General features: G+C 72.7%; 21 protein-coding genes. 15 read left to right on the top strand and 6 right to left on the bottom strand.

The genetic code is table 11. The annotated features are described in order from the left end of the window. The first annotated feature begins 4 nt into the window (after positions 1-4). Both ABZ470_RS14055 and cutA read left to right on the top strand, forming a co-directional pair. Positions 5-478: a (2Fe-2S)-binding protein gene (locus ABZ470_RS14055; protein ID WP_352011723.1), complete on the top strand. Its 474-nt coding sequence runs from the start codon at positions 5-7 to the stop codon at positions 476-478. Further along, the gene (gene cutA, locus ABZ470_RS14050) at positions 475-2,919 is read left to right on the top strand and encodes an aerobic carbon-monoxide dehydrogenase large subunit (RefSeq protein WP_362911575.1); all 2,445 of its coding nucleotides are present in this window, start codon (positions 475-477) and stop codon (positions 2,917-2,919) included. Before ABZ470_RS14055 ends, cutA begins: the two co-directional genes overlap by 4 nt. On the opposite strand, the gene cydB is transcribed toward cutA, so the two are convergent. The 3 genes from cydB to ABZ470_RS14035 form a co-directional block, all read right to left on the bottom strand. Then, positions 2,877-3,818 carry a cytochrome d ubiquinol oxidase subunit II gene (cydB, locus tag ABZ470_RS14045; RefSeq protein ID WP_362911574.1) on the bottom strand — a complete coding sequence of 314 codons (942 nt, stop codon included), beginning with the start codon at positions 3,816-3,818 and terminating at the stop codon, positions 2,877-2,879. The genes cutA and cydB overlap by 43 nt on opposite strands. A gap of 12 nt (positions 3,819-3,830) precedes the next feature. Next, complete coding sequence (locus ABZ470_RS14040; protein WP_362911573.1) at positions 3,831-5,270, bottom strand: cytochrome ubiquinol oxidase subunit I; 1,440 nt, start codon at positions 5,268-5,270, stop codon at positions 3,831-3,833. A 467-nt stretch (positions 5,271-5,737) separates the two neighbouring features. Then, positions 5,738-6,613 (bottom strand): polysaccharide deacetylase family protein, encoded by an 876-nt coding sequence (locus ABZ470_RS14035; protein WP_362911572.1) that lies wholly within the window; start codon positions 6,611-6,613, stop codon positions 5,738-5,740. 282 nt (positions 6,614-6,895) lie between these two features. On the opposite strand from ABZ470_RS14035, the gene ABZ470_RS14030 reads away from it, so the two are divergent. The 10 genes from ABZ470_RS14030 (at position 6,896) to ABZ470_RS13985 (ending at position 16,596) form a co-directional block, all read left to right on the top strand. After that, a complete protein-coding gene (locus ABZ470_RS14030; protein WP_362911697.1) occupies positions 6,896-7,843 on the top strand; it encodes an acyl-CoA desaturase in 948 nt (315 codons plus the stop codon). A 17-nt stretch (positions 7,844-7,860) separates the two neighbouring features. Beyond that, positions 7,861-8,523 (top strand): carbon monoxide dehydrogenase subunit G, encoded by a 663-nt coding sequence (locus ABZ470_RS14025; RefSeq protein WP_362911571.1) that lies wholly within the window; start codon positions 7,861-7,863, stop codon positions 8,521-8,523. Between the two features lie 161 nt (positions 8,524-8,684). After that, positions 8,685-11,468 (top strand): Na+/H+ antiporter subunit A, encoded by a 2,784-nt coding sequence (locus ABZ470_RS14020; RefSeq protein WP_362911570.1) that lies wholly within the window; start codon positions 8,685-8,687, stop codon positions 11,466-11,468. After that, complete coding sequence (locus tag ABZ470_RS14015; RefSeq protein WP_352011354.1) at positions 11,465-12,160, top strand: Na(+)/H(+) antiporter subunit C; 696 nt, start codon at positions 11,465-11,467, stop codon at positions 12,158-12,160. Before ABZ470_RS14020 ends, ABZ470_RS14015 begins: the two co-directional genes overlap by 4 nt. Beyond that, positions 12,160-13,773, top strand: coding sequence for a Na+/H+ antiporter subunit D (locus tag ABZ470_RS14010; RefSeq protein ID WP_362911569.1), 1,614 nt, complete (start codon positions 12,160-12,162; stop codon positions 13,771-13,773). Before ABZ470_RS14015 ends, ABZ470_RS14010 begins: the two co-directional genes overlap by 1 nt. A gap of 23 nt (positions 13,774-13,796) precedes the next feature. After that, positions 13,797-14,321, top strand: a complete 525-nt coding sequence (locus tag ABZ470_RS14005; RefSeq protein WP_362911568.1) for a Na+/H+ antiporter subunit E — start codon at positions 13,797-13,799, stop codon at positions 14,319-14,321. Next, entirely contained in the window at positions 14,318-14,578 is a 261-nt protein-coding gene (locus ABZ470_RS14000; RefSeq protein ID WP_352011357.1) for a monovalent cation/H+ antiporter complex subunit F, read from the top strand. The genes ABZ470_RS14005 and ABZ470_RS14000 overlap by 4 nt, the downstream gene beginning before the upstream one ends. Further along, positions 14,575-14,916, top strand: a complete 342-nt coding sequence (mnhG, locus tag ABZ470_RS13995) for a monovalent cation/H(+) antiporter subunit G (RefSeq protein ID WP_362911567.1) — start codon at positions 14,575-14,577, stop codon at positions 14,914-14,916. Before ABZ470_RS14000 ends, mnhG begins: the two co-directional genes overlap by 4 nt. Positions 14,917-14,969: 53 nt before the next feature. Beyond that, positions 14,970-15,872 (top strand): hypothetical protein, encoded by a 903-nt coding sequence (locus ABZ470_RS13990; protein WP_362775590.1) that lies wholly within the window; start codon positions 14,970-14,972, stop codon positions 15,870-15,872. Positions 15,873-15,918: 46 nt separating this feature from the next. Next, positions 15,919-16,596, top strand: coding sequence for a DsbA family oxidoreductase (locus ABZ470_RS13985; protein WP_362911566.1), 678 nt, complete (start codon positions 15,919-15,921; stop codon positions 16,594-16,596). Between the two features lie 43 nt (positions 16,597-16,639). Here ABZ470_RS13985 and ABZ470_RS13980 read toward each other — a convergent pair whose 3' ends face one another. Next, entirely contained in the window at positions 16,640-17,269 is a 630-nt protein-coding gene (locus ABZ470_RS13980; protein WP_352011361.1) for a thymidine kinase, read from the bottom strand. 147 nt (positions 17,270-17,416) lie between these two features. On the opposite strand from ABZ470_RS13980, the gene ABZ470_RS13975 reads away from it, so the two are divergent. Next, a complete protein-coding gene (locus ABZ470_RS13975) occupies positions 17,417-17,875 on the top strand; it encodes a hypothetical protein (RefSeq protein WP_352011362.1) in 459 nt (152 codons plus the stop codon). A 20-nt stretch (positions 17,876-17,895) separates the two neighbouring features. Here the strand turns inward: ABZ470_RS13975 and ABZ470_RS13970 are convergent, their stop codons facing one another. Further along, entirely contained in the window at positions 17,896-18,288 is a 393-nt protein-coding gene (locus ABZ470_RS13970; protein WP_352011363.1) for a signal peptidase I, read from the bottom strand. Between the two features lie 60 nt (positions 18,289-18,348). Between ABZ470_RS13970 and ABZ470_RS13965 the strand changes: the two genes are divergently transcribed. Both ABZ470_RS13965 and ABZ470_RS13960 read left to right on the top strand, forming a co-directional pair. Then, a complete protein-coding gene (locus ABZ470_RS13965; RefSeq protein ID WP_352011364.1) occupies positions 18,349-19,002 on the top strand; it encodes a histidine phosphatase family protein in 654 nt (217 codons plus the stop codon). A gap of 98 nt (positions 19,003-19,100) precedes the next feature. After that, a complete protein-coding gene (locus ABZ470_RS13960; protein WP_362911565.1) occupies positions 19,101-21,227 on the top strand; it encodes a hypothetical protein in 2,127 nt (708 codons plus the stop codon). Here the strand turns inward: ABZ470_RS13960 and ABZ470_RS13955 are convergent. Next, entirely contained in the window at positions 21,212-21,814 is a 603-nt protein-coding gene (locus ABZ470_RS13955; RefSeq protein WP_362911564.1) for an AAA family ATPase, read from the bottom strand. The two genes, ABZ470_RS13960 and ABZ470_RS13955, sit on opposite strands and share 16 nt — an antisense overlap. Positions 21,815-21,825: the final 11 nt, after the last annotated feature.

The following is a 21,825-nucleotide window of genomic DNA, read 5'->3' as shown; positions in this document are numbered from 1 at the left end:
GGACATCGCGATCACCCTGACGGTCAACGGGGTCGTACGGCGGGTCACGGTGCCGGGGCGGCGGCTGCTGTCGGACTGCCTGCGGCACGACCTCGGGCTGACCGGCACACACGTCGGGTGCGAGCACGGCGTCTGCGGGTGCTGCACGGTGCTGTTCGACGGGCGGCCGGTGCGCTCGTGCCTGATGTTCGCGGCGAGCGCGGACGGGCACGAGGTGACGACCGTGGAGGGGCTCGCGGAGCCGGACGGCACGCTCTCCCCGGTGCAGCGGGCCTTCGCCGAGTGCCACGGCCTGCAGTGCGGGTTCTGCACGCCGGGGTTCCTGTGCACGGTCACCGCCCTGCTGCGCGACAACCCGGCGCCGGGTGAGGAGGAGGTCGTCGAGGGGCTCTCCGGCAACCTGTGCCGGTGCACCGGCTACCAGAACATCGTCAGAGCGGTCCACCGGGCCGCCGAGATCCTGGCGGAGGAGCGGTGACGACACGGCTGTTCGGGGAGCCGGTACGGCGCAGGGAGGACCCCAGGCTGCTGACCGGCGGGGGCCGCTACCTGGACGACATCGGCGAGGGCGCCTTCGAGGCGGCGTTCGTCAGGTCCCCGCACGCGCACGCCGTGATCCGCGACATAGACGTCTCGGCGGCGATCGACGTCGAGGGGCTGGTGGCGGTCTACACCTGGGAGGACCTGCCCGCCCGGCTGGCCGAGCCGCTGCCGCTGCTGATCCCGCATCCGGCGCTGACCCACGGCCGTACCGCCCACCCGCTGGCGCGGGACGTCGTCAGGCACGTCGGCGAGCCCGTCGTGATGGTCGTCGCCCGCGACCGCTACCTCGCCGAGGACGTCTGCGCGCTGATCGAGGTCGACTACGAGCCGCTCACGCCGGTCGTCGGCATCGAGCGGGCGCGGCGCGCCGAGACGCTGGTCCACCGGGACGTGCCGGGCAACGTCGGCGCCCACCTGGTCCAGGAGGTGCGCTCGGCGACCGGACTGGGCGCCAGGGAGGCGATCGAGGCGGCGCCGTACCGGCTGGAGTTCGGCCTGGACATCGAGCGCAGCGCCGCCACGCCCCTTGAGGGGCGCGGGGTGCACGCCCGCTGGGACGCCGGGGACCGGTCGCTGCGGGTGCATTCGAGCACCCAGACCTCCACCAGCGTCAGGATGGCGATCGCCGCCAAGCTCGGCCTGCCGCTGCCCCAGGTCGAGGTCGTCGCCCCGGACGTGGGCGGCGGGTTCGGCGTCAAGATCGTGCACCCCTGGCCGGAGGAGGTGCTCGTCCCGTGGGCCGCCATGCTGCTCGGCCACGAGGTCAGGTGGACCGAGGACAGGCGTGAGCACTTCGTCTCCTCGGCGCACGAGCGCGCCCAGGCGCACCACGTCCGGGTCGGCTTCGACGACCGGGGACGGGTGCTCGGGCTCGACGTGACGATCCTGCACGACCACGGCGCCTACACGCCGTACGGGATCATCGTGCCGATCATCACCTCGACCCAGCTTCCCGGCCCCTACAAGCTGGGCGCCTACCGGGTGGAGTTCTCCTCCCTCTACACCAACACCGTGCAGGTCACGCCGTACCGGGGGGCGGGGCGCCCGCAGGCGGTCTTCTGCATGGAACGGACGATGGACCGCATCGCCCGGCACCTGGGCCTGGACCGTACGGCGGTGCGCGAGGCCAACTTCATCCAGCCGGAGGAGTTCCCCTACGACCAGGGCCTGACCTTCCAGGACGGCCGTCCGCTGATCTACGACAGCGGCGACTACCCGGCGTCGCTGCGCATGCTCAAGGAACTCGTCGGCTGGGACGACTTCCCCGCGCTGAGGGAACGGGCCGCGGGACAGGGACGCAGGCTCGGCATCGGCATCGGCTGCTACGTGGAGGGCACCGGGGTCGGGCCGTACGAGGGGGGTCACGTCCAGATCACCTCCGACGGCCGGGTGCACGTCTCGACCGGCCTCACCTCCCAGGGCCAGGGCCACGAGACGGTGTTCGCCCAGATCGCCGCCTCCGAGCTCGGCGTGCCGATCGAACGGGTCAGCGTGGTCACCGGCGACACCCGCAGGTTCGGCTACGCGGTCGGCACGTTCGCCTCGCGGGCGGCGGTGATGAGCGGCAACGCCATCGCCCTGGCCTGCGGGAAGGTCAGGGAGAAGGCGCTGCGGATCGCCTCGGACGCCCTGGAGGCCGACCCCGGCGACCTGGAGATCGTCGACGGGATGGTGCGGGTCGTCGGCTCGCCGGGCACGGGCCTGCCGCTGGCCACGGTCGCGGTGCTGTCCAATCCGCTGCGCTACGCCTTCGACGCGGAGGCGGGCCGGGCGACCCAGTTCGCGGGCACCCCGTCCCCGGACAGGCCGCCGGTCGCCGAGGGGGACGAGCCGGGGCTTGAGGGCCGTGGCTACTACTCGCCGATCCGCTCGACCTTCGCCTCCGGCATGCACGCGGCGATCGTGGAGACCGACCCGCTGACCGCGGAGATCCGCATCCTGCGCTACGCCGTCGTCCACGACTGCGGCAACCTGATCAACCCGATGATCGTCGAGGGGCAGATCCACGGCGGGGTCGCCCAGGGCGTCGGCGGCGCGCTGTACGAGCGGATGGTCTACGACGAGCACGGCCAGTTGCTGAACGCCTCGTTCATGGACTTCCTGATGCCGTACGCGACCGAGGTCCCCCACGTGGAGACCGCCCACCTGCGGACGCCGTCGCCGTTGAACCCGCTCGGCGTCAAGGGGGCGGGGGAGGCGGGGGTCATCCCGGTCTCCGCGGTGATCGCCTCCGCCGTCGAGGACGCGGAGGGCATCATGATCGACCGGATGCCCATCTCCCCGTCGGAGCTGTTCGACCTGCGCCGCTCGGCCTCCCCTGACCGGCGGACCGGTCAGACCGGCTCGGCGACCAGCCTCTTGCGGAACACCCAGTAGGACCAGGCCTGGTAGCCGAGCACGAAGGGCAGCGCGGCCAGGCCGATCCAGGTCAGCATGCCCAGCGTGTACGGCCCGGAGGCCGCCCCGGCGACGGTGAGGCCGGGCAGCGGGGCGGGCCACAGGGCGCCGAACAGGGCGACGCCGCCCAGCGCGAGCGAGGAGGCGGTCGCGGTGAACGCCCAGCCCTCCCTGCCCCGCCAGACCAGCGCGACCCCGGCGGCCAGGGCCGCCGTCGCGGTCAGCGCGCAGGCCCACAGCCACGGCGCGGCGGTCCAGTCGGCCACGGCCGTACGGGCCGCGGGGATGCCGGACAGGGCGACGACCGCGGCGGGCACCGCGACCGCGGAGACCGCCATCGCGGTACGGCGGGCCCTGGCCCGTACGGCTCCGGTCGTCTTGAGGGCGACGAAGACCGCGCCGTGCAGCGCGCAGACCGACAGCGAGAACACCCCGCCGACCAGCGCCGCCAGGGCGCTGCCGTGCAGCAGGTCGGCGAAGACGGCGCCCCACAGGAAGGCGGTCAGCCCGCTGCCGACCATGACGCCCAGGTCGCACCAGGCGCGGTCGGAGGCGTGCTGGACCTTGCCCCGCCACTCAAGGCCGACACCGCGCACGATGAGCCCCGCCAGGATCAGCGTGAGCGGCAGGTAGAACGTGCTGAGCATCCCGGCGTACCAGGCGGGGAAGGCGGCGAACATCGCGCCGACCGCGGTGATCAGCCAGACCTCGTTGCCGTCCCAGACGGGGCCGATCGTGCCGAGCACCTGCTTGCGCTCCGCCTCGTTCCTGGAGAGCACCGGGGCGAGCAGCCCGACTCCGAAGTCGAACCCCTCAAGGACGAAGTAGCCGGTCCACAGGAACGCGATGATCGCGAACCAGAAGGTGGTGAGTTCCATGATCTTGACGCCTCAGTACATCAGGGTCGGCTGGAGTTCGGCGGCCGCGTTCCCGCCCACACCGGAGGGCACGTCCGGCCGGCGCGCGGGGACGGGTTCGGGACCCGCCTTGACGTGCCGGACGATCAGTACGGCCTCGGCCAGCGCGAGCGCGCCGTACAGGGCGGTGAACAGGGCGAGGGAGACGGCGACCTGGCCGAGCCCGACGCCGGGGGAGACGCTGGCGGCGGTGAGCAGCTCACCCTGGACGGTCCACGGCTGGCGGCCGATCTCGCTGAGCAGCCAGCCCGCGATGATCGCGAGGGTCGGCAGCGGCAGGGCGAGCAGGAACGCGCGGGCCAGCCACGAGGGCACCGCACGCGGCGGACCCTCCCCGCGGCGTCCGCGGCGGCGCCCCCGGGTCAGCCACAGGCCGAGTACGGCCAGGCCGACCGTGGTCATCCCGAAGACGATCATCACGCGGAAGGACCAGAAGACCACCGGCAGGTTGGGGCGGTAGTCGGCCGGGCCGAACCGCTCGGTGAAGCGCTTCTGCAGGTCCTCGGTGCCCTGCACCACGGCCTGCGGGTCGTTGGTCGCCAGGAAGCTGAGCAGCATGGGCACCTCGACGCCGGGCACCGGGGAGAAGGGCGCCCCGGCGGTGTCGTGCCTGAGCCCCTCGGCGGCGGCGAGCTTCATCGGCTGCTGCTCGTACATCAGCTTGGCGGAGGTGTCGCCGCTGACCGCGACGACGGCTCCCGCGATCGCCGTCATGACCAGGGCCGCCCGCACCGGGGTCCGCCACATGTCCGCGCCACGCCGTACGGGCCTGGTGCGGTCGGGGTCGCGCCGTTCCCGCAGGATGCGGTATCCGCACACGGCCAGCACGAAACCGCCCGCCACCACGAACGACGCCGCCACCACGTGGGGCACCTGGGCGGTCGCGGTCGGGTTGGTCAGCACCGCCCACAGGTCCGTCATGCGGGCCTTGCCGTCGACGACCTCGTAGCCGACCGGGTGCTTCATCCAGGCGTTCGCGGCGAGGATGAAGTAGGCCGACAGGTTGGAGCCGATCACCGCGGCCCAGATGGTCGCCAGGTGGACCCGCTTGGGGAGCCGGTCCCAGCCGAAGATCCACAGGCCGAGGAAGGTCGACTCAAGGAAGAAGGCGAGCAGCGCCTCAAGGGCGAGCGGCGCGCCGAAGACGTCTCCGACGAAGACCGAGTACTCGCTCCAGTTCATCCCGAACTGGAACTCCTGCACGATGCCGGTGACCACGCCCATCGCGAAGTTGATCAGGAACAACTTCCCGAAGAACTTCGTCAACCTCAGGTAGTGCTCCTTGCCGGTACGGTGCCAGGCGGTCTGCAACCCGGCCACGAAGACGCCGAGGCCGATCGTCAGAGGTACGAAAAGAAAGTGATAAACGGTGGTGACCCCGAACTGCCACCGTGCCAGGTCTAGTGCGTCCATCTTCCCCTCGCGGGCTGGAGCTCTACAACTCGTAGTTCTACTACTAGTAGTACTACAAGGCGTAGAGCATTGAGAGGGGTTGGCGCCGCGAGCACATGCGATCTCTGTCACATGGCCGGTGGGAGACCGCACATCTCCTCCGGACCAAGATCGTCCCCTCCGGCTCGCGGCGCCTGCTTTCCCCGTGCCACCGGGGCTCCGGGCCCCGGTCGTCCCGGCGGGCGAGGTGCGCGCCCCACCCGCCGGGGAGGGCTCGCGGGTCACCAGGTCCCGCGAGCACACGACCATCGTCGGTCACGTGACCCCCACGGGTCGTCAGCCGCCGGAATGACTCCGGCGTACGCCGGGCGGCGGACCCGCCTCCTCACCGAGACCGGGACGATCCTCCCCGCGCGGATGACCGGGACCTGTTCCGCGGGTCGTCGGCCGGGCGGCCGCGGTGGGCGTGAAGGTCCGCGGAACAGGCCCTAACGCAGCGCCGCCTTCAGGTAGGCGTCCAGGTTGCCGAGCTCGAAGCCCCTGCGTTCGATCTTGTCGACCAGGATGCGGAAGTCCCGCGACAGGTTGGGCCTGAAGTGCATCAGCAGGACGTCTCCCGGGCGCAGCTTCTTGTCCGGCACCTGGTAGGCGATCTTCCCGCCGGGCTGCACGGTCGCGGTCCACAGCAGCAGGGCGTCGACGCCGCAGGACTTGGCGGCCTTACGGGTCAGGGAGTTCTGGTTGCCGAACGGCGGGCGCAGGAGCGTGGGCCTCCTGCCGGTCTGCCTGCGGATCACCGTGGAGGCGCCGCAGATCTCGGCCCGTTGTCCCGCGTAGCTCAGCGTGGGCAGGTTCGGGTGGGTCAGGGTGTGGTTCTCGATCGGCGCCCCCGCGTCGCGCAGGTCGCGCATGTAGCCCCACTTGCCCGCGCCGAGGAACCTGCCGCCCTGGGCGGTCGGGTCGGTCGCGCCCCTGGCCTCGACGGCGTCGCGGGTGACGAAGGCCGTGATCGGGATCCGCCGGTCGCGGACCCGCGCGAGGAAGCCGGGGTCCTGCTCCCAGCCGTCGTCGATGGTGAGGAAGACCACCTTCCTGGTCGTCGGGATCGAGCTGATCACCGGCGGCAGCCCGTCGGCGGGCCGGGGGACCCTGCCGACCTCCCCGGGCCTGGGCAGCGCGCCGGGCGGTCCCTGCGGGCGGGCAGGGGCCGTGGTGGGGGTCGTCCTCGCGGAGGGCTCCCCGGCGGCCCGCCCGCCCGTGCCCGGCCTCGCGTCGCCGCCGGTCCCCGCCGCGCACCCCGCGCTCGCCGCCAGAGCCGTGAACACGGCCGCCGTCCTGATCGCCCACGACGTCCCCGAAGTCATGGGGCACCATCCTGCCAGTAACAGAAGCCTCAATTGGCTGGTAAACCCCTGATCTCCCTGCGAAACCCCTCATAACCGGTGCATCAGGGGTGGGGCCAGCACTACCACGATCCGGGGTGGCGGCGGGGGTCCGCGCCCCCGGCCGCTGCCGCGATCCTGTGGCGGGTGCCACCCCGGCACTCCACGGATATAGGGGGAAGTGTGACCGAAACGACCATGCTCAGGAGCGCCAGGGGCAGCGACTTCGCGCGCCTGTCGCGTCGCGTCACGGAGGCGGGGCTGATGAATCCACGGCCGGGTCACTACGTCCTGCGCCTGGGGATCGTCGGCGGTCTCTACGTCGCGGGCTGGGCGGCCTTCCTCACGGTCGGCGACTCCTGGTACCAGATCCTCGTCGCGGTCTTCCTCGCCGTGGCGTTCGCCCAGGTCGCGCTGGTCGCCCACGACCTGGCCCACCGGCAGGTCCTGCGCGCCAGAAGCGCCGCGGAGGCCGCCGGTCTGGTCGCGGGCAACCTGGCGATCGGTATGAGTTACGGCTGGTGGATGGACAAGCACACCCGCCACCACGCCAACCCCAACCACGCCGACCACGACCCCGACGTCGCCCCGGACGCCCTGGTCTGGTCGAGGGAGCAGGCGGTCGAGAGCCGGGGACTGGCCAGGCTCATCGGCGGGTGGCAGGCCTACCTGTTCTTCCCGCTGCTCACCCTGGAGGGGTTCAACCTGCACGTTTCGAGCTTCAGGGCGCTGGCCCGCCCCAGCCTGCGGCGCAGGGGGCTTGAGGCGGCGCTGCTGGCCGTACACGTCGTGGCCTATCTCGGCGCGCTGTTCGCCGTGCTCTCGCCGGGCAGGGCGGTGGCCTTCCTGCTCGTGCACCAGGCGGTCTTCGGCGTCTACCTGGGCTGCACCTTCGCCCCCAACCACAAGGGGATGCCGATGCCGACCGACGAGGACGGGCTCGACTTCCTCAGGAAGCAGGTGCTGACCTCGCGCAACGTACGCGGCGGCCGGGTGGTCGACGTCCTGCTCGGCGGGCTGAACTACCAGATCGAGCACCACCTGTTCCCCGGCATGCCGGCCCCCAACCTGCGTCACGCCCAGCCCATCGTCAGGAGGTACTGCGCGGAACTGGGCATCCCCTACCTGGAGTGCGGCCTGATCGAGTCGTACGGCCAGGCCCTGCGGCACCTGCACGAGGCGGGTGAGCCGTTGCGGACGCGGAGGGCCTGACGGCCTATCGTGCTGGAGTGAAGGTCGCAGGCAGTGCCGTACTCGGCATCGACAGAGAACGCGTGTGGTCCGCGCTGCAGAACCCGGCCGTGCTCGTGCGGACGATCCCCGGCTGCGAGCGCCTTGAGGAGACGGGGCCCGGGGTCTATCGGATGACGGTCACCGCCGGGGTGGCCTCCGTCAAGGGGGTCTACCGGGGGGAGGTGGCCCTGCTCGACCCGCAGGCCCCGCACCGGTTCGTGCTCAGGGCCAGGGGCCAGGGCGCTCCGGGCACCGTGGAGGCGACCGTCGAGGTACGGCTCAGCGAGGTCGAGGACGGCACCCGGGTCGACTACGACGCGGAGGCCGTGGTGGGCGGCATGATCGGCGGCGTCGGCCAGCGGGTGCTCGGCTCGGTGGCGAAGAGGACGGCCGGTGATTTCTTCTCCGCCGTCGAGACCCACCTGTCCGGCACCCCCGTCCCCGCCCCTGAGGCCGTCCCCGCCCTTGGGGCCGCGCCCGAGGAGGTCCACGAGGCCGCGACCGGGGAACCCGCCCGGGTCTTCGAGCGGCCCGCCGTACGGCACCGTGAGAACGGCCCCGCCTGGCCGGTCCTGGCGGCGTTCGGCATGGGGGCGGGGGTCGCGCTCGGCAGCGCCGTGATCGGCTGGCTGCTCGGCCGGACCGGCAGAGGGCGCTGACCCCGGGGCGGGCCGGGGATTGATCAGGGAGCGGTGAAGAGGGGGCGCTTTTCGGGTCAAGGCGCCGGTGCGCCAGGCGAGGAAACATCCGGCTTCTGGGACTTTGGGCTGTGCCGACACGGTGCCGACGCTGTGCCGACCACGACGGTGCCCGGGGGAACATGGAGTCGCTGCTGATCCTGCACGCCGTCGCGGCGATGTGCGCCCCGGCGCTGGCCCGTTGTCTCGGGCGCGGCGCCTTCCCCGTGCTCGCCGTCGCGCCCGCCTGCGGGTTCGCCTACACGCTGTGGATCGCCCTGACGGGCGTCCCCGCCGGGTCGAGCCACACCTGGGCGCCCGCCCTCGGACTCGACCTGGACTTCCGCGCCGACGCGCTCGGCGTGCTCATGATGGCGCTGGTCACCGGGGTCGGCGCGCTGGTGCTGGTCTACTGCGCGCGCTACTTCGAGGCGGGCGAGGAGGGGCTCGGCCGGTTCGGCGGGGTCCTCGTCGCCTTCGCCGGGGCGATGCTCGGCCTGGTCGTCGCCGACAACCTGCTGCTGCTGTACGTGTTCTGGGAGCTGACCACGGTCTTCTCCTACCTGCTGATCGGCCAGGACCCGCGCAGCAGGCAGGCCCGCAGGGCCGCCACCCAGGCGCTGACCGTCACCGCCGCCGGAGGACTGGCCATGCTGGCCGGGATGGTCATCCTCGGCGAGAGCGCGGGCACCTACCGGATCTCGCGGATCGTCGCGGACCCGCCCTCCGGCGCCCTGGTCCCGGCGGCGGTCGTCCTGCTCCTGGCCGGGGCCCTGTCGAAATCGGCGATCTTCCCGTTCAGCATGTGGCTGCCCGCCGCGATGGCGGCCCCGACCCCGGTCTCCGCCTACCTGCACGCCGCCGCGATGGTCAAGGCCGGCGTCTACCTGCTGGCCAGGTTCGGCCCCGCCTTCGGCGCACTGCCCGTCTGGCGGGCGGTCGCCGTACCCCTCGGTCTGCTCACCATGCTGCTGGCCGGGTGGCGGGCGCTGCGCGAGTACGACATCAAACGACTGCTCGCCTGCGGCACGGTCAGCCAGCTCGGCTTCATGACGGCGCTGTTCGGCGCCGGGACCCGGGACACCGCGCTCGCGGGCGTGGCCGTGCTGCTCGGGCACGCCCTGTTCAAGGCGTCGCTGTTCCTGGTCGTCGGCGTCGTCGACCACGCCACCGGCACCCGTGACCTGCGCGAGCTGAACGGCCTGTGGCGTTCGGCGCCGTGGCTGTGCGCGGTGGCGACGGCCGCGACGGTCTCGATGGCCGGGATACCGCCGACGCTGGGGTTCGTCGGCAAGGAGGCGGCCTTCGAGTCGCTGCTGACCGGGCGGCCCGCCGACACCGTGGCGCTCGCGGTCGTCGTCGCCGGTTCCATGCTCACCGTCGCCTACAGCGCCAGGTTCCTGTGGGGGACCTTCGGCGGCGGACGCGGCCTCGCGCCGACCCCGGCGAGCCCCGCCGCCGCGGCGACCTTCACCCCGCCCGCGCTGCTGGCCGTACTGGGCGTGGTGCTCGCCCCCCTGGCCTCCTGGTACGGCCGGGCGATGGAGGGCTACACCGGCACCTTTCCCGGCACCGGCCACGTCCACCTCGCGCTGTGGACCGGGGCGCTCACGCCGCTGCTGCTGTCGGCCGCGGCCCTGTGCGGCGGGGCGCTGCTGTTCGCGGCGGGCGGGCTCGTCGAACGGGTGGGACGGGTGCTGCGGCTCGTGGACTCGGGACGGGTCTACTGGGCGCTGATGCGGGGCCTGGAACGCTTCTCCCTGCAGCTGACCGGGGTCACCCAGCGGGGCTCGCTGACCGACTACCTCATCATCGCGTTCGTCTCCGTCGCGGGCATCGGGGTCTTCGCCGCGCTGTACGGCCCCACGCCGGACGTCCACCTCGACGTCGCCTCCTGGACCCGCCCGGAACAACCCCTGGTCGGGGCGCTGCTGGTGGCGGGCGCCGCCCTCGCCCCGCGGATCCGCACGCACATCGTGCTCGCCCTGGTCGCGGGCCTGACCGGGTACGGCACGGCCCTGCTGTTCCTCGTCCACGGCTCACCCGACCTGGCGCTCACCCAGTTCCTCACCGAGACGCTGAGCCTGGTGGTCTTCGTGCTCGTGCTGCGCAGGCTCCCGCTCGGCCCCAGGGAGGGCAGGCCCAGGGTGCCCCTCGGCGTACGGCTCGGCCTCGGCGCGGTCAGCGGCGTCGTCGTGACCGTCGCCGGGATGCTGGCCGTCTCCGCCCGCCAGGCGCCCCCTGTCGGGGCGCTGATCCCCGAGGCCACCCGCAGGGCCGGGGCCTCCAACGCCGTCAGCGCCCTTCTGGTGGACATCCGGGCCTGGGACACCATGGGGGAGAGCTCCGTGCTCGTCGTCCTCACCCTCGGCGTCACCAGCCTGGTCTTCCTGCGCCGTCGCACCTACACGCTGGAACGCCCGTCGGGGGAACCCGGCCCCGAGCGGGGACCGCACTGGCTGGCGGCGACCCTGCCGAAGGGGGAGCGGGCCGCCGTCCTGGAGATCGTGGCCCGGCTGATCTTCCACACCGTGCTGCTCATCTCGGTCTTCCTGCTGTTCACCGGGCACAGCGCGGTCGGGGGCGGGTTCGCGGGCGGCATCGTGGCCGGGCTGGCGCTGGTGGTCCGCTACCTCGCGGGTGGACGCTACGAACTGGCCCTGGCGGTGCCCGCGCACGCCGGGGTGCTGATCGGCTTCGGCCTGCTGCTCTCGACGGTCACCGCCCTCGTCGGGCTGCTGTTCTCCGGGACCCCGCTGACCATGCTCGCGGCCGACGTGCAGGTCCCGCTGGTCGGCACGCTCCACCTGTCGACCGTGCTGCTGTTCGACGTCGGCGTCTACGCCGCGGTCGTCGGCATGGTCCAGGACTTCCTGCGCAGCCTGGGCGGCGAACTCGACCGGCAGATCGAGGAGGAGGGCCGGTGACCGTCTCGCTGGTGCCGTTCGCCGCCTCGGGCACGATGGTCGCGGCCGGGGTGGCGCTGCTGCTCGAACGCAGCCTGGTGCGCCTGCTCGTGGGCGTCATCCTGCTCGGCAACGGCGTCAACCTGCTGATCGTCCTGACGGGCGGCCCCGCGGGTGAGCCGCCGATCCTCGGCGTCTCCCCCGTCGAGCGGATGGCCGACCCGCTGCCGCAGGCCATGGTCCTCACCTCACTGGTGATCACCCTGGGCGTCACCGCGTTCCTGCTGGCCATGGTCCACCGCTCCTGGCAGCTCACCGGCGGCGACGAGGTGCAGGACGACACCGAGGACCGCAGGGTACGGCTGCGCGCCCGCAGAGGGGAGCTTGCCAGGTCCGTGCTCGCCAGGCGCGAGGCCTACCGGCGCCTGGTCAGGCAGCAGCGGGCCGAGCTGGCCCGCCTCGACGAGGCCAGGCGCGAACGCGAACGCCGTGACGCAGAGGAGGCCTCGAAGGAGGGCGGCGGCGAGCGGGCCGCCAGGCTGCGCGCCGAGTTCGCCCGCAGGGAGCGGGAGCAGGCCGCGCGGGAGCGCAGGATCCGCAGGAGGCTGCGCGAACGGCGCCGCCAGGCGCGCGCCGAGATGCGGGAGGCGATCAGGCAGGACAGGGAACGGCAGGCCAGGGCGCAGGACCCGGAGTTGGAGGGGGACGACTGATGGCGCAGGCGGTGGAGGGGGTGGCACGGGAACTGGTCGCGGTGCCGGTGCTGCTGCCGCTGTTCGCGGCCGGGCTCAAGCTCGCCATCGGCGGCAGGTCGCGCAGGCTCCAGGCGCTCATCAGTGTGGTCACGCTCACCGCGGTGCTCGTGGTCTCGGTGCTCCTGCTGGCCGCGGCCGACGGCGGCGGGCCGCTGGCCACGCACCTCGGCGGCTGGGCCGCCCCGGTCGGCATCGCCCTGGTCGCCGACCGCCTCTCCTCGCTGATGCTGGTGGTCTCCTCGGCGGTGACGCTGTGCGTGATGGTCTACTCGCTGGCGCAGGCCTACGCCGACCAGGAGTACGCCGCCCCACTGGCGATCTTCCACCCGGCCTACCTGATCATGGTGGCGGGTGTCTCCGACGCCTTCCTCTCCGGTGACCTGTTCAACCTCTTCGTCGCCTTCGAGATGCTGCTCAGCGGCTCCTACGTGCTGCTCACCTTCGGCGGGACCGAGTCCCGCATCCGCGCGGGCGCCACCTACGTGGTGATCGGCCTGGCCTCCTCACTGCTGTTCCTGGTCGGGATCGCGGTCTCCTACGGAGCGACGGGCACCGTGTCGATGGCCCAGCTCGCCGAACGGTTCCAGGTGCTGCCCGACTACCTCAAGCTGCTGGTCGAGCTGACGCTCCTGCTGGTCTTCGTGGTCAAGGCCGCGATCTTCCCGATGTCGGCGTGGCTGCCCGACTCCTACCCGACCGCGCCCGCCCCCGCCACGGCCCTGTTCGCCGGGCTGCTCACCAAGGTCGGCATCTACTCCGTCATCAGGCTGGAGGCGCTGCTGTTTCCCGGCGGCCCGGTCAGCGTCCTGCTGATGTGGGCGGCGCTGCTGACGATGCTGGTCGGGATCTTCGGCGCCGTCGCCCAGACCGACATCAAACGGATGCTCTCCTTCACGCTGGTCAGCCACATCGGCTACATGGTCTTCGGGGTCGGGCTCTCGACCGCCGCGGGCATGTCGGGCGCGGTCTTCTACGTCGTCCACCACATCACCGTGCAGACCAGCCTGTTCCTGGTGACCGGGCTGATCGAGCGGCGCGCGGGCACCACCTCCCTGGACGACCTCGGCGGCCTGATGCGGCTGGCTCCGGTCATCGCGGTCCTCTTCTTCGTCCCCGCGATGAACCTGGCCGGCATCCCCCCGATGTCCGGCTTCCTGGGCAAACTCAACCTCGTCCAGGCCGGGATCGCCGCCGGGGGAGCCCTGCCGCTCATCCTCGTGGCGGGCGGCCTGGTGACGAGCCTGCTGACCCTGTACGCCATGTCCACGGCCTGGAGCAAGGCGTTCTGGCGGGCTCCGGCCCCGGGTGCGGCCGACCGGCCGGGAACCGTGCTGGAGAGCGAGGAGACCACGCTCACCAGGGCGCCCGGCACCGAGGGGATCACCGGGCGGGAGATCGTCACCAGCGCCACCATGCCCGCGCCGATGCTGGGCGCGACCACGGCCCTGGTGGCGCTCGGGCTCTCCTACACCGTCCTCGCCGGGCCGCTGTCGGCCCTGACCAGCCGGACGGCCGCGGAACTGCTCGCCCGCGAGCCGTACATCTCGGCGGTCCTGGGAAGCGCGCGGTGAGGGCGACGGGCGGGGCAGGGCGGGTGCCGCGTCTGCTGGGCAGGCCGGTCCCGCCGGGCGAGGTGGTCTGGCTGACCGTGGTCTGGCTGCTGCTGTGGGGCGATCCGAGCGTGGGCAACGTGCTCGGCGGCCTGCTGGCCTCCACGGTCATCGTCTGGGCGCTGCCGCTGCCCGTACTCGACTCCGGCGTCAGGATCCACCCGGTCGCGGCGGCCGTCTTCCTGGCCCGCTTCGCGGGCGACCTGGTGATGTCCAGCTTCAGGGTCGCCCTCTGGGCGCTGCGCCTGGGCGTCCAGCCGCCCGTCGAGGTGGTCACCGTACGGCTGCGCACCTCGTCGGAGGTGATGACCGTGCTGGTCACGATCGCCCTGTCGGCGCTTCCCGGCAGCCTGGTCCTTGAGGCGCGCTTCGCGGACAGGCGACTGGTCCTGCACGTGCTCGGGGTCGAGGGGGACGTCCCCGCCACGGTCCAGGCCGACGTGACCCGTCTGGAGGGCGCCATCGTCGCGGCCTTCGGCACCTCACAGGACAGGGAGGAACTTCGGTGACGGCGGTGTACCTGACGGCGCTCGCGTTGCTCGGCTGCGCGGCGGCGCTGACGCTCACCAGGCTGGTGCGCGGCCCGTCCATGCTGGACAGGGCGGTCGCGCTCGACGTGCTCACCGCCGTGGTGATGTGCGGGATCGCGGCGGGGGCGACGGCCCTGGGCGCCTACTCCGCGCTGCCGGTGCTGCTGGTGCTGTCCCTCGTCGGGTTCGTCGGGTCGGTCTCGCTGGCCAGGTTCTTCTCCGGGCGGGTCCGGTGACCCCGCTTGAGGTGGCCGCGGCGGTGTGCGTGCTGCTCGGCGCCGCCTTCGCCCTGGCCGCCGGGGTGGGGATGTTCCGGTTCCACGGAACCCTGTCGCGCATGCATCCGGCGACCAAGCCCCAGGTGCTCGGCCTGCAGCTGGTCCTGCTGGCCATGTGGCTGCGCCACCCCACCTGGACCGTCGCGGGGACGCTGCTGCTGACCGGGGTGTTCCAGGTGATCACCGCGACCGTCGCCGCCTACATGGTCGGCCGCGCGGCCCACAGGAACGCCTCCTCGGCCGGCGGCGACGGCGACGACGGTACGGCCATCCCCGGAGAGGACGCCGGCCGGTGAGCGACGGCGCGCAACCCTCGCGCGAGGTTGGCTCCCGGCGTAATCTGACGCGTATGCGCGAGGAACGTGCGGAGGACGCCCGAACCGAGGCCAGAAGACTGGTTCGTGACCTTTTCGGAGCAGGACAACCCGACGCCGTGACGCTGCTCGGCGAGGCGCGGGCCGTGCTCGGCGCCGAACGGGCCACACTCTGCGCGGACCTCGTCAGGGGGGTCGCGCTCACCCGCAGGTCGGCCGAGCTGGCGGCGCTCGCCGCGCTGCTGGTCGGCACCCGGGACCTCGGCGAGGAGTGGTGGTCGCGGTCCAGGGGGGAGAAGCTGCCCTCCCCGGACGAGGTGCTGCGCACCGCGACCGCGATCGACCCGTGGACCGACCTGACCGTGCTGGAGATGCTCGCCGCCTGGATCGCCGACGACGCCGCGGACGAGCAGTGGGGGAGCCCCCTGGCGGCGACCGACCTGAACTCCTGGCAGGCGGAGGACCGGATCGACCTGCCGGGGAACGTACGGCCCGGCGAACGGGTCCTGGTCTCCTTCGACGTCGGCGGCAGGCTCGACGCGGTCGTGGTCGCCCGCGCGGACGACACCCTCGGCTCCAACCTGGACTTCCACTCGCTGCGCTACTCCCGTCCGGCCGAGGCGCAGTGGAGCTGGGGCGTCGCCGCGGGGCTCGGCCCGCACCGGCTCGCCGGTGAGGACCCCGACCCCTACGCGCAGCCGGTCGACCCCGCCGCCGCCGAGATCCTGCGCGCCTGGGCGCTGCGCCACGGGGCGCACACCGAGGACGTCGGCGAGGCCTGGCGGGACAGGGGCGACGTCGTCGCCGCGATCGAGCGGGCTGACTGGATGTGGCGCAGCGGAGAGTGGTTCGGCTGGTGGCGCGCCGCCGCCGCGCTGGCCGAGGGAGACAGGGAACGTCTCGCCGCCCGGCTTGAGGACATCGCCTCGGCCATCTGACCTCGTTTCCGGAATCAGTGGGGCTTCGCCCTGGTTGCAGCCTTCTGTGAAGGTTGAAATCTACTCGGACGTGGTCTGTCCCTGGTGCTACATCGGTCACACCCGCTTCGCCCGCGCCGTCGAGCGCTACCGGGCCACCGGCGGCGAGGTCGAGATCGGGCTACGGCCCTTCCAGCTCGCACCGGACGCCGAGTCCACCGGGTCACCCCTGCTCACCTGGGCCGCGGCCAAGTTCGGCGGCCAGGAACGCGCGCGGCAGATGTTCGCCCACGTGACCCAGGTCGCCGCCCAGGACGGCCTTGAGATGCGCTTCGACCGCGCCGTCCACGCCAACACCCTCGACGCGCACCGGCTCATCCAGATCGCCGACGAGCAGGGCAGGGGGGAGGAGGCGCTGTACCGCCTGTTCGCCGCCCACTTCACCGACGGCCTCGACGTCGGCTCCCGCGAGGTCCTGGCCACGATCGCCACGGACCTGGACGTCAAGGCCGACCTCGACGGCCCCGGCGGGACGGAGCAGGTCCGCCAGGAGCTGTCCAGGGCCCGCTCCCTGGGCGTCTCCTCCGTCCCGCTGTTCCTGTTCGAGGGCCAGTTCGCGGTCTCCGGCGCCCAGCCTGAGGACACGCTGCTCGCCGCCCTTGAGGAGGTCGCCGAGCGGACCGGGCAGGCCCCCGGGACGGCGGAGACCGGCGAGGCCTGCGACGACGGCCACTGCGCGATCTGACGCCCCGCCCTCGCCTGACGTCCGGCCGGGCCCCGGGCGGACGTCAGGCGTCGCCGAGATCGCCCGCGCGGTAGTGGCGGCGGCAGAGCACCTGGTAGCGGATCGGCGCCTCACCCGTGTCGCCGATGACGACCTGTTCCCCGGTGCGCACCAGCCTGCCCCCGACCACGCGGGCGTTCAGCCTGCCGGGCCTGCCGCACCAGCACAGCACCTCGACCTGCAGCCGGTTGATCTCGTCGGCCAGCTCGAACAGGCGCTGGGCGGCGGGGAACATCTGCGACCGGAAGTCCGAGGCCAGGCCGAAGGCGTAGACGTCGATGCCGAAGTCGTCGGTGAGGTCGGCCAGCTGCTCGATCTGCTCCACCGTGTAGAAGCACGCCTCGTCGCAGATCACGTAGTCGACGCGCCGCTGCCCGCGCACCAGCTCGACCAGGTCGAGGCCGTCGACCACCTCGACGGCCTCGCTGCCCAGGCCGATCCTGCTGGTCACCCTGGCGTCGCCGGAACGGTCGTGCTTGGTCAGCACCAGACCGTGCCTGCCCTGACGCCGATGGTTGTAGTTCATCTGCAGGGCCAGTGTGGACTTGCCGCAGTCCATCGGGCCGAAGTAGAAGCGGAGCACGCCGTCCCTGGTTCCGGTGGGGACGGCGGAGAGCGCGGACGGTTCGGTCACAGGCGGCCAGCCTAGTGGTTCTTCGACGGGGGTTTGGGGCGCGGTACACCGGTAAGGGAGTCAGGTCCCGCGCGACACCTTTCGATTGGCTTGTTCGTGTAAAGCGTGGGAGCCTCGTTGAGGCTCTAACGAGAAGTGGGAGAACCTGTGACGACCACCAAGAACTCCGCTCCGCCCGTCATCAAGTCACCCGCGGTGAACACCTCCGCGGTCCCCCCGACGGCCCCGACGGGCGAGACCGTCGAGATCCCCGTCGCGCTCGCGGCGATGATGACCGAGGACGAGGCCGTGGCCGCCAAGGCCGAGGCGGCCCGCTGGCGCTACGGGTTCTACGTCGTGGTGACGGGCCTTGTCGTCATCCTGGTCGCCTTCGTGGTGATCGCCATGCGCGGCGGCGACTCGACCGCCCCGTTCGCCGGGCTCGTCGGCGTCTCCGGCGCGATCATCGGCGCCTACTTCGGCGTCCAGGTCGGCCAGTCGGGCAAGGACAGGGTCGAGGCCGAGCTGCGCCGTACGAGCGAGATGGCCATCCGGCTCGCGGCCAAGGTGCACGCCCACGACGCGGACTCGGTGATCGGCTCGACCATGGGCCCCCGCCGCCGCTGAACCCGGGTCCGTGCCCGGTGTCAGCTCTGGACGAGCGGCGGGCGCTCCACCGGGGCGACCGCGTAGCCGGGCACGGACGGCCACCTGACCGTCAGCACGACCGACTCCTCCTCGGCGACCCAGGAGTGGTCGACGCCCCTGCCCCACACGACGTAGTCACCCTGGCGTTCGAGCAGGACGCTGCGGCCGGGCAGCTCCACGCGGAAACGGCCGCTGACGAGCACCAGGAGCGCCGTGCGCTCCTCACCCCGCACCCACCGGGCCCGCCGGTCGCCGGGCGGGTGGACCCCCCACTTGATCTCCACGTCCTCGCTGTGCCGCGGGTCCCCGGCCTCCTTGAAGTGCCCCAGGATCCATCCCCGGTCCAGTGCCGCGTCCTCGCCCGCGTTGCCCACGTAAACGCCGTCGTCCATGTGACCGGACGTTAGCAGCCGGGTCTTGCGCGGACGTTCACGGCGAGGTTGGCTGAGGACATGCCCTCGATGATCACCGCGGTACGCCACGGCCAGAGCGAGTCCAACGTGGCCTACGCCAGGGCGCAGGCGAGCGGGACGGCCGTCGTCCTGACCGGCGCCGACGAGGACGTCCCGCTCACCCCGCTCGGCAGACGGCAGGCGAGCGCCCTCGGCAGGCGCCTGGCGCGGGAGCGGGGGCCCGACGTGGTGTGGTGCTCGCCGTACCGGCGGGCCGTGCAGACCTGGGAGCTGGCCGCGGCCGAGCTGAGCGCCGTCCCCGAGGTACGGTTCGACGCCAGGCTCGGCGACCGCCTGATGGGCGAGCTCGCGGGGATGAACCTGGCCGCCATCATGCGGCGCTTCCCCGAGGAGGCGCGGTCACTGCTGCGGGCCGAGTACGGCTACCGCCCTCCCGGCGGGGAGTGTTTCTCCGACGTCGCGGACCGGGTGCGCGCGGTGGTCGGTGACATGCGCGCCGGGTACGCCGGGCGGCGGGTGCTGGTCGTCGCGCACGACGCGGTGGTGCTGATGCTCAAACACGTGATCGAGGGAGTCGCGCTGGACTCGGTCGCCGCGTTCGCGCCGGTCACGAACGCCTCGGTCTCGGTCTGGCGTGGCTCGCGGGCCGAGATCTTCAACGACGACGGGCATCTGAGGGACATATCACTCTGAACCCATTCGTCGATCACCCATTGACGGACGGTCTTTCCTGCGGTCTGCTGCGCTAGTCACGGGTGTCCGGCACCGGCGAGGCTCAGGGAGGCACAGGCATGCGTCCGCGCGCGATGGTGGCGAGTCTCGTGCTGGCCGTGGTCTCGGCGATGGGCCCCAGGCCCGTGCTGCCCGTCCTGGCCCCCGCCCCGCCCTCCGACTCGGTCCCGGCCGCCTCCTCGACGTCCGTGCCGCCGGTCGCCGTTCCCGGGGCGAAGGACGCGGGCTGCGACCCGATCGCGGGCCACGAGTGCCTGCTGCCCTTCCCCAACGACTGGTTCACCGTGAACGCGCGCACCGCGACCGGCCTGCGGGTCGAGTTGTCCGCCGGTGCCATGCCCCGCAACGAGGAGGGCACCCCCGTCGACCCGGCGTCGTGGAACACCGCCGACGGCTTCTCCCCGGGGTCCATGCTGCTGGCCCACGTGCCGGGCCTCGACCTCGCCAGGACGGGGGCGGCGCCCGTCACCGACATCGGGTGGTCCCTGCGGCGCGACGCCCCCATCGTGATCGTGGACACCGTGACCGGGGAGCGCTGGCCGTACTGGGCGGAGCTCGACGCGGGGGCGACCGACCCGGCCCGGCGGGCGCTGATCGTCAGACCCGCGAGGAACCTCATCGAGGGCCACCGCTACGCCGTCGCGCTGCGCGGCCTGAAGGACGCCTCGGGCGTCCCCCTGCGGGCCCCGGAGACCTTCACCAGGCTCACCGGCGCCGACCTCCCCCTGGGGGACCCGCTCGCCGTACGGCAGCGCGCGCTGCGCAGGACCCTCGCCGACCTCGCGACGGCCGGGGTCGACAGGCGGGGGCTCCACCTCGCCTGGGACTTCACCGTGGCCAGCGGGCGGGGCCTGGCCGGTCCCGTGCTGAGCATGCGCGATGAGGCGCTGCGCGCGCTCAGGGGGGCCGCGCCGCGCTTCACCGTGGAGTCGGTGACCGACCTCACCGAGGCCCAGGACTCCGACATCGCCCGCGAGGTCACCGGGGAGATCCAGGTCCCGAACTACCTCGACAAGCCCGGCGCGCCGCCGGGGGCGCGCCTCAACCGGGACCAGGACGGCAGGCCGCGCCCGCTCGGCGACACGCTGCGGACGCGCTACCAGTGCGTGATCCCGCGCTCGGCCTTCACCAGACCCGCGACCCCCGCCCTGTACGGCCACGGCCTGCTCGGCAGGGCCGCCGAGGTGCGCTCCCGTGACGTGCGGGAGATGGCCGGGCAGCAGGGCTTCGTCTTCTGCGCCACCGCGTGGATCGGAATGTCGGAGGAGGACGTCCAGCATGTGGCGGGCGTGTTCCACGACCTGTCCGCGTTCGGCACCGTCCCCGACCGGCTGCAGCAGAGCCTGCTGAACTTCGTCCTCCTCGGCCGCGCCATGGTCGGCAGGGACGGGTTCACCGGCCACCGGGCGTTCAGGGACGAACAGGGCAGGCCACTGTTCGACCGGCGGGCCGGGCTCGCCTACGACGGCAACAGCCAGGGCGGCATCTCGGGCGGCGCACTGGTCGCGGTCTCCCCCGACGTGCGCAACGCCGTGCTCGGGGTGACGGGTATGAACTACAGCACCCTGCTCAACCGCAGCACCGCCTTCCAGCCGTTCCAGCGGATCATGGACGAGGCCTACCCCGACCGGCTGACCCAGCAGGTCTGCTTCGCGCTCATGCAGATGCTCTGGGACCGGGGGGAGACCAACGGCTACGCCCAGCACCTGACCGACGACCCGCTGCCCGGCTCACCCAGGCACCGGGTGCTGCTGCACGTCGCCTACGGCGACCACCAGGTCTCCACCGTGACCGCACAGGTCGAGGCGCGCACGATCGGCGCCCGTGTCCACCAGCCCGCCGTCGCCGCGGGCCGCGACCCCGACGTCGCCCCCTACTGGGGGATCAGGGCGCTGCCGCCCCGCCCGTACGCCGGGTCGGCGCTCATCGTCTGGGACAGCGGGGCCGTCACCCCGCCGCGGACCAACACGCCGCCGCTGGGCACCGCCTACGGCAGGGACCCGCACCATGACCCGCGCAACTCCCCGGAGGCCCGCGTGCAGAAGGCCCACTTCCTGCGAGAGGGTGTGGTCGTCGACGTCTGCGGCGGCGCCCCCTGCACGGCGGAACCCGTCTCCGCGGCCCCGGACGCCCTCCCCGTCACGGCTTCGGGGGAGACGCCGGGGACGGTTCACGCGAGGCCCTGACGGACCCGGTCGCGGGGCACCCTGACGAACTCCCCGGGGACCCGGGCCCCGTCGACCAGCAGGTCCGCCCTGGCTCGGGTGTCGTCGGCGGCGAACCACGTCTCCTCGGCCCGCCACCAGCGCCGCCACTGCTCGGCCAGATGCGCGCCGTCCCTGGCCAGCACCCGGGCCCGGCGGACCTCGGCGGACGCGCACACCCACACCGCGAGGGCGGCCGGGGCCGTACGGCGGGCCGTGCTCACCCCTTCGAGGACCAGCGCGGGCGCGACGGGCACCTCGACCCGCTCCGCGTAACCGCCACCGGCCCAGTCGAAGCGCCGGTAGCCCCCCGGCTCACCCGCGGCGAGCGGGCCGAGCACCTGCTCCTCGACCAGCCGGAACCACTCCCTGGGCACCTCGTCCCACGGCACGGGGAAGTCGTCGCTGGAGACGACCTGCGCCCCGAGCGCCGCGCCGAGACGCCGCGCGAAGGTCGTCTTGCCCGACCCGGCGGGGCCGTCGACCGTGACGAGCCGGACGGGGCCGCACGACGGGGGAAGCCGCAGGACCGTGTCCGCGAGCCGCTCGAAGGAGACGATCTCGTCCATTCCTCCATGAT

Origin of the sequence: Streptosporangium sp. NPDC020072 (genome assembly GCF_040631445.1) — a bacterium.
In the GTDB taxonomy this organism is placed as follows: Bacteria; Actinomycetota; Actinomycetes; order Streptosporangiales; family Streptosporangiaceae; genus Streptosporangium.
Note: the sequence above shows the minus strand (reverse complement) of the source record. Positions and strands in the feature narration are given on the sequence as shown.